13 protein-coding genes and 1 pseudogene are annotated in these 13,315 nt (G+C 69.1%); 11 read left to right on the top strand and 3 right to left on the bottom strand.

Going from position 1 to position 13,315, the window contains the following annotated elements; genetic code table 11:
* Positions 1 to 32 precede the first annotated feature (32 nt).
* Positions 33 to 440 (bottom strand): nuclear transport factor 2 family protein, encoded by a 408-nt coding sequence (locus tag LE548_RS31035; RefSeq protein WP_225100309.1) that lies wholly within the window; start codon positions 438 to 440, stop codon positions 33 to 35.
* Positions 441 to 545: 105 nt separating this feature from the next.
* A complete protein-coding gene (locus LE548_RS31030) occupies positions 546 to 1,394 on the bottom strand; it encodes an alpha/beta fold hydrolase (RefSeq protein ID WP_225100308.1) in 849 nt (282 codons plus the stop codon).
* 223 nt (positions 1,395 to 1,617) lie between these two features.
* Here LE548_RS31030 and LE548_RS31025 point away from each other — a divergent pair, with 223 nt between their 5' ends.
* Positions 1,618 to 2,442, top strand: coding sequence for an alpha/beta fold hydrolase (locus LE548_RS31025; RefSeq protein WP_225100307.1), 825 nt, complete (start codon positions 1,618 to 1,620; stop codon positions 2,440 to 2,442).
* Positions 2,443 to 2,493: 51 nt separating this feature from the next.
* Here the strand turns inward: LE548_RS31025 and LE548_RS31020 are convergent, their stop codons facing one another.
* Positions 2,494 to 2,922, bottom strand: a complete 429-nt coding sequence (locus LE548_RS31020; protein WP_225100306.1) for a helix-turn-helix domain-containing protein — start codon at positions 2,920 to 2,922, stop codon at positions 2,494 to 2,496.
* A 559-nt stretch (positions 2,923 to 3,481) separates the two neighbouring features.
* Here LE548_RS31020 and LE548_RS31015 point away from each other — a divergent pair.
* The 10 genes and pseudogenes from LE548_RS31015 to LE548_RS30970 all read left to right on the top strand — a co-directional run bounded on the left by LE548_RS31015 (position 3,482) and on the right by LE548_RS30970 (position 13,023).
* A complete protein-coding gene (locus LE548_RS31015) occupies positions 3,482 to 4,135 on the top strand; it encodes an HD domain-containing protein (protein ID WP_225100305.1) in 654 nt (217 codons plus the stop codon).
* A 140-nt stretch (positions 4,136 to 4,275) separates the two neighbouring features.
* Complete coding sequence (locus LE548_RS31010; protein ID WP_225100304.1) at positions 4,276 to 5,076, top strand: maleylpyruvate isomerase N-terminal domain-containing protein; 801 nt, start codon at positions 4,276 to 4,278, stop codon at positions 5,074 to 5,076.
* 245 nt (positions 5,077 to 5,321) lie between these two features.
* Complete coding sequence (locus LE548_RS31005; protein ID WP_225100302.1) at positions 5,322 to 5,747, top strand: hypothetical protein; 426 nt, start codon at positions 5,322 to 5,324, stop codon at positions 5,745 to 5,747.
* Between the two features lie 150 nt (positions 5,748 to 5,897).
* Positions 5,898 to 6,389: a Dps family protein gene (locus LE548_RS31000; RefSeq protein WP_225100301.1), complete on the top strand. Its 492-nt coding sequence runs from the start codon at positions 5,898 to 5,900 to the stop codon at positions 6,387 to 6,389.
* Between the two features lie 89 nt (positions 6,390 to 6,478).
* Entirely contained in the window at positions 6,479 to 6,679 is a 201-nt protein-coding gene (locus LE548_RS46630; RefSeq protein WP_374116193.1) for a LuxR C-terminal-related transcriptional regulator, read from the top strand.
* A gap of 365 nt (positions 6,680 to 7,044) precedes the next feature.
* Positions 7,045 to 9,384 (top strand): annotated as a pseudogene (locus LE548_RS30990) (SpoIIE family protein phosphatase); the annotation flags it as partial.
* Positions 9,385 to 9,561: 177 nt separating this feature from the next.
* Positions 9,562 to 10,467: an alpha/beta fold hydrolase gene (locus LE548_RS30985; RefSeq protein WP_225100393.1), complete on the top strand. Its 906-nt coding sequence runs from the start codon at positions 9,562 to 9,564 to the stop codon at positions 10,465 to 10,467.
* Positions 10,468 to 10,644: 177 nt separating this feature from the next.
* A complete protein-coding gene (locus LE548_RS30980; RefSeq protein ID WP_225100300.1) occupies positions 10,645 to 10,836 on the top strand; it encodes a hypothetical protein in 192 nt (63 codons plus the stop codon).
* Positions 10,837 to 11,287: 451 nt separating this feature from the next.
* Entirely contained in the window at positions 11,288 to 12,130 is an 843-nt protein-coding gene (locus LE548_RS30975; RefSeq protein WP_225100298.1) for an alpha/beta fold hydrolase, read from the top strand.
* A gap of 263 nt (positions 12,131 to 12,393) precedes the next feature.
* Entirely contained in the window at positions 12,394 to 13,023 is a 630-nt protein-coding gene (locus LE548_RS30970; protein ID WP_225100295.1) for a TetR/AcrR family transcriptional regulator, read from the top strand.
* Positions 13,024 to 13,315 lie beyond the last annotated feature (292 nt).

Here is a 13,315-nt window from a genome sequence, read left to right as displayed (position 1 = left end):
ACTGCTCCTGCCGCAGGGCCGTCCGGCTTTCATCAGGCCCGGTAGAAGTGATCCGCTCCCGGGCCTGGAGCCAGGCGTCTGGCCATCTCGGCGGAGAAGGCGAACACCGCGGCAAGAGGCTGGTGATACACCGTCACCTTGGCGAAGTCACCGTTCGCGTCGAGTACGAGGGCCGTTACCCCGTCCATCCGCATCCCGAGCGCTGCCGCTGTCCACTCCAAGTAGACGCGGTCGCCCGCGACCGTGTCCGTGGTGAACTCCACGTGCTCGTAAATACTTGACGCGGTGCGCAGGCATGTCCAGACCGTGTGCCTGCCGTATACCGGTTGCATGACGACGCTGCCCGCGAACTCGACGTCGGCCGCGAGGATCTCGTGGAACAATCCGCCGCTCGGATCCGCGAACGCGTCGCTCCACCGCCGGCCGTGGGCAGATGCCACAAGTAGCCTCCAATCATCCAGGTACCGGTTCGCCGGGGGCTGAGATCACCTTTCATCAGGCAGAGAGGTTTTCTGCGTCCGCCGAACGAAAGATGATCCCCCGCCTCAGCTCAGGAACTCCGCCACGTCGGCGGCGAACTCGTCGTGGTACTGGAACAGGAACCCGTGTGCCGCGTCCGTGTAGATCTTCAGCCGCGCCTGCGGGATCAGGCCGGCCAGCAGGTACGAGTAGCGCGGCAGGATCATCGGGTCACTGTCGCCGTTGGCGACGAAGACCGGCATCTCCAGAGCGGCCAGCCGTTCAAGCGCCGCGTGGTCGGGGATTCCCCAGGTGCATACCGCGTCGTACTGAGCCTCGCGGGTGGCCCAGTCGGCCATCTCGTCCCGGTCCTGCGTCCGGCTGCCGAAGATCCTGCCGAGTGTCTCCTTGCCGGCCTGCTGGCTGTCCGCCGAGCCGGTGAAGAACACGGTGAGGTACCCCTCCGGAGAGGGTTCCGGCGCGCCGACCGCGGCGATCACCTCGGGTGCCCAGCCGTGCATGCCCGGCGCACCCTTCGGCGCGGAGGACGCCAGCACCAGGCGCCGTACCAAGGCAGGGCGGCGCAGGGCGATCTCCTGGGCCGCGAAGCTGCCGATGGAGAACCCGAGCAGGTCGGTCCGGCTGAGCCCGATCGCGGTGACGAAGTCGATCGCGTCCCGGGCCATCTGCTCGACGGTGTCCGCCGGCACCCCGGTCGAGCCGCCCACGCCGGCGTTGTCGAAGGTGATGACCCGGCGGGTCCGCGCCAGTTGGTCGATCAGCGCGGGATCCCAGTAGTCCAGGTTGCCGCGGAAGTGCTGGAGCAGGACGATCGGTGCCTGGTCGGGATGGCCGCCCGTGTCCCGGTAGGCGTAGTCGACGCCGTTCGCGGAGCGGATCACGAGATTCGGCAGTTCAGCGTATGAGGTCTGCATGGACCAAGCGTGTCCGGGGACCACGGCCCGAGGTATCGGAAGGCTGACTGAGAAGGACCGGCCCAGGACAGCTCAGTCACGTCGGGGTGCGTCGCGGCGGAAGTGACTGACCCGGCGGGATGCCCGGCCTATCAGTAGCGACGCCGATACCGCGGTCCGGGTGCTCGTGATGGAGTCGGTACTGCAAACCCCGAGGCGAACCTGACAGCTACAGGAGTCACACATGCCCACCATCACCACCGCTGACGGCACGGAGATCTTCTACAAGGACTGGGGGCAGGGCCGACCTGTCGTGTTCAGTCACGGCTGGCCGCTGTCGTCCGACGACTGGGACACGCAGATGCTGTTCTTCCTCAACCGCGGCTACCGGGTCATCGCGCACGACCGGCGTGGCCACGGACGGTCCGCGCAGGTCGACAACGGCCACGACATGGACCACTACGCCGACGACCTCGCGGCGCTGACCGAGCACCTGGACCTGCGTGACGCGGTCCACGTCGGTCACTCCACGGGAGGAGGAGAGGTGGTCCGCTACCTGGCCAGGCACGGCGAGGGCAGGGCGGCCAAGGCCGTGCTGATCGCCGCGGTGCCGCCGCTGATGGTACAGACCGAGGCCAATCCCGGCGGCCTGCCCAAGGAGGTCTTCGACGGGTTGCAGGACCAGGTGGCCCGGCGCCGCTCGGAGTTCTACCGGGAGATGCCCGCGGGACCCTTCTACGGATTCAACCGGCCCGGCGTGGAGCCGTCGGAGGCGCTCATCCAAAACTGGTGGCGGCAGGGTATGACGGGTGGTGCGAAGGCACACTACGACGGCATCGTCGCGTTCTCGCAGACCGACTTCACCGAGGACCTCAAGAAGATCACGATCCCCGTGCTGGTCATGCACGGCGACGACGACCAGGTGGTGCCGTACGCCGACTCGGGCCCGCTGACCGCCGGCCTGCTCAAGAACGGGACGCTGAAGACGTACCCCGGCTTCCCGCACGGCATGCCCACCACCCAGGCCGACATCATCAACGCGGACCTGCTCGCGTTCATCGAGATGTGACACGACCGGAAGTCCCGGCCATGCCTGCCCGTGCGGACGGGGCGCGGTCGGTCAGACCTGGGTCAGGTCCGCCGTCGCGGCCGGGCGACCACAGGCGTCGCAGGCGACGGCGGCGTGGAAGGCCTCGCCGCAGCTGTGCCGGAACGCGACGGGCGGCCCGGCGGGCCCGGCGAGGTGGTCGTCGCCCCACTGGCGCAGCACGTGTACCACCGGCGCGAGGCTCTGGCCGAGCTGGGTGAGGTGGTACTCGTGGCGCGGCGGGTGCTCGCAGTAGGGCCGGCGCTCCACCAGCCCGTGTTCCTCCAGGGCGCGCAGTCGGGCGGTGAGGATGTCGCGCGGGGCGCCCGTGTGCTGGGCGATCTCGTCGAACCTGTGCGAGCCGAGCAGTAGTTCACGCACGGCGAGCAAAGTCCATTTGCTGCCGACGATCTCCAGCGTCCTGGCGATCGAGCACTCGCGGACATCATCGGTCCTGGCCATGCTGCCCAGTCTAGCGAGTAGGAAAGTCCGACTCACGCGCCGTTCTCGTCTCGCTCCGGCCGCATTCGGTAGGTCACGCCATAGGGGATGTCACAGAGAATGGGTGCGTGACCAGGTAAGTTGACTTATCAAACTTACCCTGTCAGCGTTGCGCGGGTGATGGTTGGAAAACCGAACCGACTGAGAGTGGTCATGGGACCGGTTCTCCGTCGAGCCCGGAGAGTCCCGGTCTCCCCGGTGGCCTCGCGCAACCCCGTCAGCGGCGTGCACCCCCGGGCGTTCGCCCCGGCCGCTCCGACGTGACCCGCGCACCGTCGGGGCGCACGTGGTCCACCCGCCCGGCAACAGGCCTCGCATGCCTCGGCCGATCCCGTCGCCCTGTTTCCCGCCCGGAGTCCGGGCTGCGCGCAGCAGGGTTGCGCCGGCTGTCCCATCTGGTGGCGGGGCGCCCGGTACCTAGGTATTCGTTCCCCGGGCCGAGGACCGCGAACAGCCTCAGCAGAGCGAGTTCCGAGGAGTCCGGAGCGACCCGGATGAGCCCGACGAGCAGGAGAGTCCCATGCCCGAGATCATCGCCGGAATCGAGATCCCCGACAGCGCCCTGGTCCGCGCCGCGACCGAGGTGACCCGGCAGGCGGCCGACGATCCCGTCTCCGGAGACACGCTGTTCCACCACTCCCGGCGCGTCTACCTGTGGGGGATGCTGAAGTCCCGGGCGCGAGGCATCGAGGTCGATCCCGAACTCGCCTACGTGGGAGGCATGTTCCACGATCTCGGCCTGACCGGGAAGCACCGTACCGCCGGGCAGCGGTTCGAGATCGACGGCGCGGACGCCGCTGCGGCCTTCCTCCGCGAGCACGGCCGCAGCGAAGCCGAGGCCCGCGACGTCTGGCTGGCCATCGCCCTGCACACCACCCCGGAGGTGCCGCTGCGCCTGGCACCGGAGACCGGTGTGGTGACTCTCGGGGTCGAGACCGATGTCCTCGGCCTCGACCTGGACCAGATCAGCGACGCGGACAAGCGGGCCGTGCTGCTGGCCCACCCGCGCCCCGACTTCAAGCGCCGGATCCTGCACGCCTTCCACGAGGGCATGGCGGACCGCCCCCACACCACCTTCGGCACCATGAACGACGACGTCCTGGCCTACTTCGACCCGTCCTTCAGGCGCGAGAACTTCGTCGACATCATCCAGCGCAACGCCTGGCCCGAATAGGACCGCAGCTCCCCCGGCCCCGGACCGGGCGCCCCCGCAGCACCGCCGGGCGCCCCCGGCTGCCGAACACCGCAACGTCCGGCACCGGACGCTCCGGTCCGCCGATGACCACCTTCATCACCGTGACAAAGGGGAACCACGTGAGTCTTCAGGGAATGCGGGGCTTCCGAGACGCCGCGCAGAGCATCGCCACACTGGCGGATGACCTGTCCGAGAAGGAGTGGACCGCGCCCAGCGCAGCCGAGGGCTGGACCGTCCAGGACGTGTTCACCCACGCCGCCGAACTGCTGGGCCTGCTCGTCGCCGCGGTCAACGGCGAACTGCCCGAACCCGCAGAACCGATCGGTGTGGAAAAGCTCAACGAACTCGCCGTGCAGTCGCGCTCGGACTGGACGCCGGCCCGCACGCTGGAGTCTTTCCGCACCCGGTTCGCCCAGGGCGAGCCGGTGTTCGCGGCCCTTCAGCAGGAGCCGGCCGCCTCCACGCAGGCCCAGCTGCTCGACCTCGGCCGCTACCCCCTGCACGCCATCGCGGACATGTTCGCCTTCGACCTCACCACCCACCTGCACTGGGACATTCTCGGTCCCCGCGGCCCCCTCACCCACGAACTGCCTCCGCCCGGCGAGGACCAGATCGCCGCCTCCCTGAACTGGCTGACCGGCGGCATCCCGCAGATGCAGTCCGGACTGGCCGCGTTCCTGACCGCCCCTCTCACCCTCCACTTCACCGGGCCCGGAGGACGCACTGTCACCCTGCGCCCCGACGCCGGCCGCGTCGTCGTCGAGGACGGCCCCTCCACCGCAGCGGTCGCCACCGTCACCTCCACCGGCTTCGACGCCCTCGCCTGGACCACCCACCGGGTCCCCTGGCGCGAGCTGACCCGCATCACCGGCGATTTCGTCGCCGCCTCCCGCTTCCTCGATCAGCTCAACCTGATCTGACGCCCGATCAGCCCGCTGCGGGCCGCCGGCTCAGCGCGGCTCGGCTCCTCCTGACGCTGTCCCAGGCCGGCTCCCTGTTCCGGCGCGGCCGGCTCCCGGTGCCGGCCGGGACTCACGCGACAGCTCACCCGGGGCTGGGAAACCGTGCGACAGCGTCTTCTCCCACCTGGAGACCGGGCCCGCACGGCAGCCCGGACAGTCCCTCGCATCCATCTCGCCCTGCACACACCCTGGAGAACCCCGCAATGCCCATGATCGACGTCTACGCGACGAGCGGCACCTTCAGCAACCCCCGACAGCTCGCCCAGGATCTGGCCGCCGCCGTCATGGCCGTCGAGCAGGTACCCGACATCCCCCTGTTCCGCCAGAACACCGCCGCGTTCATCCACGAGCTGCCCGGACACGCACTCTCCGACGTCGACGGCGACAACGACCACATCCGCGTGCAGGTCCTCACCAACCAGGGTGCCCTCGACCGGGCCAAGCAGCTCGCCGTCGTCCGTCGGCTGACCGACATCGTGGCCGAGGCCGCCGCCGACCCGTCCCTGGCCGAACGCACCTGGGTCCTGCTCACCGAGGCCCCGGACGGCGGCTGGGGCCTGGCAGGCCACGCACACACCAACGGTGAACTCGTCGATGCGGCCCGCCGCGAACTGGGCCGGCGCGGCTGACACCCCTCGCCGCCCTCCAGTCCGCACTCCGCTCGTCCGCACCGACCGCCGCCGTCACCGTCGGGGAAGCCCGCCGACCGAGGACCGCCGTCGAGCACTCTCCTCCCGCCGATCGGCGGATCACCCGCATGAGACTGCCCAGGAGAAACCGTGACCGCTCCAGAACTCCCCTCCGAGACCGTCCCCGGCCTTTCGCCGCAAGACGCCAGGGCCCTTGCCGAACTGCTCCAGGACCGTCTTCACGCCCTCAACGACCTGCAGCTGACCCTCAAACACGCCCACTGGAACGTCGTGGGCCCCCACTTCGTCGCCGTCCACGAGCTGCTGGACGCGCAGGTGGACGGCGTCCGCGCGATGACCGACGACGTCGCCGAGCGCCTCGCGACCCTCGGTGGCATCCCCCAGGGCACACCAGGCGCCCTCGTCGCCGGGCGGACCTGGGACGACTACGCCGTCGGCCGCGCCGACACCAGCACCCACCTCGCCGCCCTGGACCGGGTCTACGGACGCGTCGTCGAGGACCTGCGCAAGGCGGTCACCACCTCCGCCGGAATCGACCCGGCCACCGAGGACCTGCTCATCGGGCAGCTGCGGGATCTGGAGAAGTTCCAATGGTTCATCCGCGCCCACCTCAGGGCTTGATCAAGTTCCGTAGGTGTCCGGGTTGATGTTGTCGGCTTCGAGGGTTTTCAGTACGCCGATGGCGAGGTTGCGGAGGGTCGCCATGGCCCGTGGTGCGGTTTCCGGCGTGGACGGTGGAGGCGTCCTCGGCGAAGGCTGCCGCGTCGCGGTTGGGCGTCTCCATCAACACGGTTGGCACCCAAGCAAGATCCATCTTCGCGAAGCTCGGCGTGCGGTCTCGTGTTCAACTGGCCAACCACCTGCACGAGGAGGGCGTCGTCGGGCCAGGCGAGCAGCCCGAAGCTCACTGAGATGGCAGGCTGCTCCCTGGTCGGCCGAGGCCCTTGCCCACGCACTGACCCGAAACGGTAGGCATTCTGGCTCAGAGTACCGGCCTTGCCGGTCGGCAGTGTCGTCGTCGGGGACACGTAGCACTCACCGTCGCACACCCGGCAGGTGACCTTCTTGCAACCGATGACTGCCTCGGCCGCGTCGCGCTCGGCCTCCTCGGCGAGATCGCGCCAGTGGTCGCGTCCACCTTGTCTTCGAGGGCCGCAGCGAGCTTCGTGTGAACACCCGCGCCAACCGGGCGCTGGCCGCCCTGCGCGGCCGTCAGGGGTGAGATGGTCTGCGTCCGCACTTGATGCATTCCGGCATAGGTTCCATTCTGGGGCATATGGAATATGCCGCCGCCGTGGCGGTCATAGACGCACTGGGCCGGGTCGCAGGGTGGAGCGAAGGCGCGCGGATGCTCACCGGACACCCGGCCCAAGAGGTCGTGGGCAAGCCGGCCGCCGACCTCCTGGCCGACGAGGTCCCCGCGCATGTGCTGGCCGCTCGTTCCGGAACCGTCGCCCTGCGCCATGCCGACGGGCGACGGGTGGAGTTCGTCCTGACAGCCTGCCCGGTCCCCGGCCCCGAGGGCGAGACCGTCGGCCATTTGCTCACCGCCGACCCGCCCTGGTCGGCCGACCCGACCCTGGCCGGCCAGGCGTTCCAGCAGGCATCCATACCCATGTCGGTCTTCGACGTCCATCAGCGTCACCTGTGCTCCAATGAGGCTGCCCACCAGGTCATGGGCGCTCCCGAGAAGGCTCTGCCCGAGGGTTTCTTCCTGGACACCGTCGAGGACGCCTCGCGCAGCGAGGGCTTTGTGCGCCATCTGCGGCAGGTGGTCGAGACCGGCCGGCCAGTCCGCTATGAGAGCTTCACCGGCGCCCTGGCCCTGGACCGGGAGCGCGCCTGGAGCGTCGAGATGTGGCCCCTGCGCGACCCCGCAGGGGAGCTGACGGCCGTCGCCCTCGGCGCCATCGACAGCACCGAGCAGTACCTGGCCCGGCTCCGGCTGGCACTGATCGACGAGGCCGCCACTTCGATAGGCACCACCCTGGACGTGGTCCGCACCTCCGAGGAACTCGTCGAGATCCTCGTCCCTGGATGCGCCGACTTTGTCAGTGTCGACCTCCTCGACTGGGTCCTCGGCGCCGAGGAACCGCCCGTCTTCCCGGAGGGCGACATCGTGCTGCGTCGTGTAGCCCACGGCTCGACCACCGAGGGCACCCCCGAGGCCGCCGTACGCCTGGGCGAGACTGAGGTGTACGAGGCGGCATCGCCGCCCGCCCGGGCGCTGCGGGAGGGGCGGACGGTGCGCAGCCAGGGCGGGGAGCCGGAGCTCCTGTGCTTGGCCGAGGAACGCGATGCCCGCTCGCCGGAGGGCCGCCGGTACCGAAAGGGTGTCCACTCCGTGATCGCCGTACCGCTGCAGGCCCGGGGTGTCACACTCGGGGTAGCCGTGGGCGTGCGCATGCGCCACCCCGAGGCCTACGCCTACGACGACGCCGTCTTCGCCGAGGAAGTCGTCAGCCGGGCGGCTGTCTGCATCGACAATGCGCGCCGTTTCGCCCGAGAGCGCTCCACCGCCCTCGCTCTCCAGCGCAGCCTGCTGCCTGGCGGCCTGCCTGGGCAGGCCGCCGTCGAGGTGGCCCACCGCTACCTGCCCAGCGGATCGCTGGCCGGCATCGGAGGCGACTGGTTCGACGTGATCCCGCTCTCCGGCAGCCGGGTCGGGCTGGTCGTCGGCGACGTCGTCGGCCACGGCATCCGCTCCTCCGCCACCATGGGTCGGCTGCGCACCGCCGTACGCACCCTCGCGGACGTGGACCTGCCACCCGACGAGCTCCTCACCCATCTCGACGACCTGGTGACCCACCTGGCCGCCGAAGGCACCAATGGCACCGGCGAGGAGGTAGCCGAACTCGGCGCCACCTGTCTGTACGCCGTCTACGACCCCGTCTCGCGGCACCTCGTACTCGCCGCCGCCGGGCACCCGCCGCCCGCTGTGGTGCTGCCGGGCGGCGAGGCCGAGCTGATCCCGATGACCGCCGGCCCGCCGCTCGGCGTCGGCGGACTGCCCTTCGAGGCGGCGGAGCTCCAGCTGCCCGAAGGAGCCGTCGTCGCCCTCTACACCGACGGTCTGATCGAGGACCGGGACCGGGACGTCGACCGCGCCACCGAGGAGATGTGCCGCGCGTTGAGCGCACCCGCCGACTCCCTGGAAGCCCTCAGCGACAACGTGCTCAAGGCCGTCCTGCCGGAACAGCCCTGCGACGACGTCGCCCTGCTCATCGCCCGCACCCGCGCCCTCGGCGCCGACCGGGTCGCCACCTGGGACGTGCCGCCCGACCCGGCCCAGGTGGCCCACTTCCGGCAAGCGGCCACCGAACGACTCACCGACTGGGGGCTTGACGAGGCCGCCTTCGTCACCGAACTCGTCGTCAGCGAACTCGTCACCAACGCCATCCGCTACGGCGAACCGCCCATCACGCTAAGGCTGATCCGCGACCGCGCCCTCATCTGCGAGGTCGCCGACGGCAGTTCGACCTCGCCGCATCTGCGCCGGGCGCACGCCTACGACGAGGGCGGCCGCGGCCTGCTCCTCGTCGCCCAGCTCACCCAGCGCTGGGGCAGCCGTCAGACGGGCAGCGGCAAGACCATCTGGTGCGAACAGCCGCTGCCCGAAGATGCGGATCAGGCTTCCGCGCCGGCATCGCCGCAAGCCTGTTGGACCGTGCCCTCCGGTCCGTCGTTCACATCGACGACTTCTTCGCGAACGCGGCGAACCGCGGACGTGACGTGTCCTGAACAAGACGAGAATCCCGGACGAAAAAGCGTTCAGCGAACAGAAAGCACCATCATGTCCCACAGTAAAGACAGGTCATTCGGGGATAAGCCGGTATACAAGGAGCTTCGCGTACCCACGGCTGCGGGTGAACTCTATGTCCGCGACTACGCGGGCGACGGGCCGGCCTTCGTGATGCTGCACGGATTTCCGGACAATCTCGGAATCTTCGACAAGATCGCACCTCTGGTCGCGGAATCGGGTCGCCGAGTCGTCGTGTTCGACTTCCTCGGCTTCGGGGATTCGGACAAGCCCGGCGCGGGCTACTCCTTCGACCAGCAAGCCGGTGACGTGCTCGCCGTGGCCGATGCCCTCCACTTCGACCGCATCATCCCTGTCGGCCACGACGCGGGCGGTGCCGTGGCGGTGAACTTCGCCTTGAGCCACCCGGAGCGTACCGCCGAGGTGGCCCTGCTCAACTGCTTCTACGGCAGCAGCCCGTCGTTGCGGTTCCCCGAACTCATCCTGTTCTTCGCGACTCCCGAACTGTCGGCGCTGAGCCAGCACTTCCTGCACAGCCCCGCCCACTTTGAACAGATCCTGGAGTTCCAGCGCACGCAGTTCCGCGAGATCCTCGGCACCGAGGAGCAGATCGACGACGAGTTCCTGGCCCGGCTCATCGACGAGAACTTCAGCCGCCAGGGTTCGGGACCGGCTTTCGCCCACATGACGGCACAGCTGCTGTCCGAGGTGGCCCGCGAAGACCAGAAGATGGCCGCGCTCGAACAGCTCGACATCCCCTTCCGTCTCATCTGGGGTGCCGAGGACCCGTACCTCAGCCCGGCAGTCGCCGAGGAGATCGCCAAGCATCTGCGTAACGCCACGCTCACCGTCCTGGCGGGCGGGGGGCACTGGCCGCAGCTCGACCGGCCGGCCGAGGTCACTCGCGCGCTTCTGTCGGACGCCGACAGCAGCAAGTGACCAGTACGGGATGAGCTGACGGGCGCCCGCACCCGCCTGGCCATGCCGCGCAAGGCACTTGGCAGTGCGCCGGGCAGCGGGACCGAGTGTCGACAGGCGCCGGAGATTCGCGGCTCGACGGCTGCCGGCTCGCCTGTCGCACGACCGCCCGCGCGCGGGCGTCAGTATGTCGGCCCTTTGAATGAGGAGAACGCAGGGTACGAGCACTACGCGGATGTCAAGACGCAGACCATCGAGGCGGCGAACGGCGTCACCTACGCCTATGTCTGCCGCCGGCAACCCGGATACGGACAGGGCACCCTACGCACCCGCAAGCGGCCGACGACCTGGCGCCCGTCGGCCGGAACGTCTGCCATCGTCCGGCTGTGACAGCCGTGCACGGTCGCCGTCACGGTCCCGCACACCGGACAGCCGCAGCACCGTCCCGAGTCCTTACCGTGATCAGCATCTTCTCGCTGCCGCCCGCCGCATCCTCAAGGACCGGCGCCGACAGTCCGAAGGCACAGGGCTCACAAGGAAGTTGACAGCAATCACCCCCCGTGATCACCGGCAAGCAACTCAACGTCACCACCGACTACGGGTCAGGGCCGTTCAACTGACGGACCTGCTGTCTCGCGGGTAGCTAGCTCTCGCGAGGCTGATCACCTTCTGTAACTAATCGGAAGCGGTGGGGAGCAGTCCATGGACGAGGCTCTTTCGTCGCTTGACTTTATAGATGATGGCCATCATCATAAATCGAGGCCACTCCGGGGTCTCGATCAGCGGGCGGAGCCGATCGGGGGCAGTCCCGCCAAAGGTCCGCAATCGAAGGGAAGCTGTCATGTCTTTGTCGCACGTCACTGCGCCGACCCAGTACGTGGAGGTCGACGGCGTCAGCTACGCCTATCGGCGCTGGGGCAAGAAGTGTGGAACGCCGCTGTTCCTCGTCCAGCACTTCCGCGGCGGCCTGGACCACTGGGACCCGCTGATGACGGACGGCCTCGCCGAAGGCCGTGAGGTCATCCTCTTCAACGGCCGCGGCGTGGGCGCCTCATCGGGCACCCCGCGGCGCCGCTTCGAGGACATGGCGGACGACATCGCCGCCGTCATCAAGGCGCTCGACCTCCCCGTGGTGGACCTGCTGGGCTTCTCGATCGGGGGCTTCCAGGCGCAGGAAGTGGTGCTGCGCCACCCGCGGCTCGTCCGCAAGCTTCTCCTGCTGGGCACGGGCCCGCGCAGCGGCGACACGACGATCGACCCCGAGATGGTGCCGGTGGCCACGAAGCCGGTACACGACCAGGACGACTTCGTGTTCCTCTTCTTCGGCCGGTCCGAAGCGGCGAAGCAGGCCGGGCGGGATTTCTGGCAGCGCCGCCATGAGCGCACCGTCGATGTCGACCCGCTCAGCTCCCCCGAGGTGGCCGAGGCGCAGTGGGAGGCATACCTGGCCTACATGGAGCCCCCGGCCGAGGGTGAGCCGTTCGAGCACCTGAAGGCCATCACGATTCCGACGCTGGTCGTCAACGGGATCAGGGACATCATGATCGCCACGGTGAACTCCTTCTACCTGGGGCAGAACATCCCCAACTCGCAGGTGATCCTCTATCCGGACGCCGGCCACGGCTCCCAGTTCCAGTACCCGGAGCGGTTCCTGAAGCACGCCATCCAGTTCCTGGACGAGTAAACGGCGGCAGAGGGAGCCTCGCGGTGGGGGCGACGACTGAAACGGTCCGGGCGGCTATGGGCATCCCGCCGGCCGGATCGGATGTCCCGGGGGTGCGGCGAAACGCGCCTCCAGGGCATGGGCGGCGCTGTGAATCCTCGCCACCGCACCCCGGCCTTGTCGGCCCTGCCTCGTTGTATAGATGATTGGTGTAATCTAGCGCTCGTTCCGGTAGACCGGCCACCCCGCATCCAGCCGGTACGTCTCAACGGAGGTGATCGGTGATGCCGCGTGTTTCCAAAGCCCAGACCGAACTGAACTACCGGCGCATCCTTGAGGTCACGGCCGCCAGGATCCGTGAGGCCGGCGTCGACAAGGTCAGCGTTCCCGAGGTGATGGCGGCGGCCGGGCTGACGCACGGTGGTTTCTACCGGCACTTCGCCTCGAAGGACGACCTGGTCGCCCGCGCCACCGCCGTGGCGTTCGCGCAGCGTGAGGAGGAGTACCAGGCGGCCGTGGACGGCCACAGCCAAGGGCTGGGGGCCGATGGCGAAACCCGGCGTGAAGAGACCTACCGGGCGTATCTGGAAGGCTACGTCTCGGAGTTCCACCGCGACAATCCCGGCACCGGTTGCCCGGCGGCGGCTCTCGCCTTCGACGCCGCACACGTGGAGCGGGACACGTCCGACCTCAAGGGGGCGTACGTCGACGGTGTCCGCCGCATGGTGGACAACCTGGAGAAACTGGCCACGGACGGCAAGGACGTCGCCCAGGACCGGCAGCGCGCCCTCGTCGACCTGGCCACCATGGTCGGGGCGATCACCCTGGCCCGCGCCACCGCCCACGACGGCCTCTCCAACGAGATCCTGACAGCCGTTCGCGGCAGCCTCCTCGACGCGCGTCCCACGTCATAAAGTGAAGCCGAAGGCGCCCGACCGACGGCGCCGGACGGCCATGGTCGACGCGATTGAGGGCCTTGTGGCAAGCCGGATCTTGTCCGAGGGCCCTCCTCGGCTGGCATCGGCACGAGCCCCTCACGCCCCACCCGGTACCGCACTCTGCGGTCAGCCATACCAGGCACGGCTTCGTGTTCAGATCCTTACCCAGCACCGTCCACAGTTGCCCCAGCCCGAGGTCGCAGCGCTGGTGATCCGGCACGGCCCGCCGGTGATCACCGGCGTTCTTACCGGCGTGCCGGTCCGGAGC

It is taken from the genome of Streptomyces sp. CoH27 (assembly GCF_020181035.1).
GTDB classification, from domain to species: domain Bacteria; phylum Actinomycetota; class Actinomycetes; order Streptomycetales; family Streptomycetaceae; genus Streptomyces; species Streptomyces camelliae.
Note: the sequence above shows the minus strand (reverse complement) of the source record. Positions and strands in the feature narration are given on the sequence as shown.

Excerpts from the sequence above, each read along its gene's own strand:
- LE548_RS31030 (WP_225100308.1), bottom strand. The coding sequence starts at position 1,394 with ATGCAGACCTCATACGCTGAACTGCCGAATCTCGTGATCCGCTCCGCG.
- LE548_RS31025 (WP_225100307.1), top strand. The coding sequence starts at position 1,618 with ATGCCCACCATCACCACCGCTGACGGCACGGAGATCTTCTACAAGGAC.
- LE548_RS31020 (WP_225100306.1), bottom strand. The coding sequence starts at position 2,922 with ATGGCCAGGACCGATGATGTCCGCGAGTGCTCGATCGCCAGGACGCTG.
- LE548_RS31015 (WP_225100305.1), top strand. The coding sequence starts at position 3,482 with ATGCCCGAGATCATCGCCGGAATCGAGATCCCCGACAGCGCCCTGGTC.
- LE548_RS31005 (WP_225100302.1), top strand. The coding sequence starts at position 5,322 with ATGCCCATGATCGACGTCTACGCGACGAGCGGCACCTTCAGCAACCCC.
- LE548_RS30985 (WP_225100393.1), top strand. The coding sequence starts at position 9,562 with ATGTCCCACAGTAAAGACAGGTCATTCGGGGATAAGCCGGTATACAAG.
- LE548_RS30975 (WP_225100298.1), top strand. The coding sequence starts at position 11,288 with ATGTCTTTGTCGCACGTCACTGCGCCGACCCAGTACGTGGAGGTCGAC.
- LE548_RS30970 (WP_225100295.1), top strand. The coding sequence starts at position 12,394 with ATGCCGCGTGTTTCCAAAGCCCAGACCGAACTGAACTACCGGCGCATC.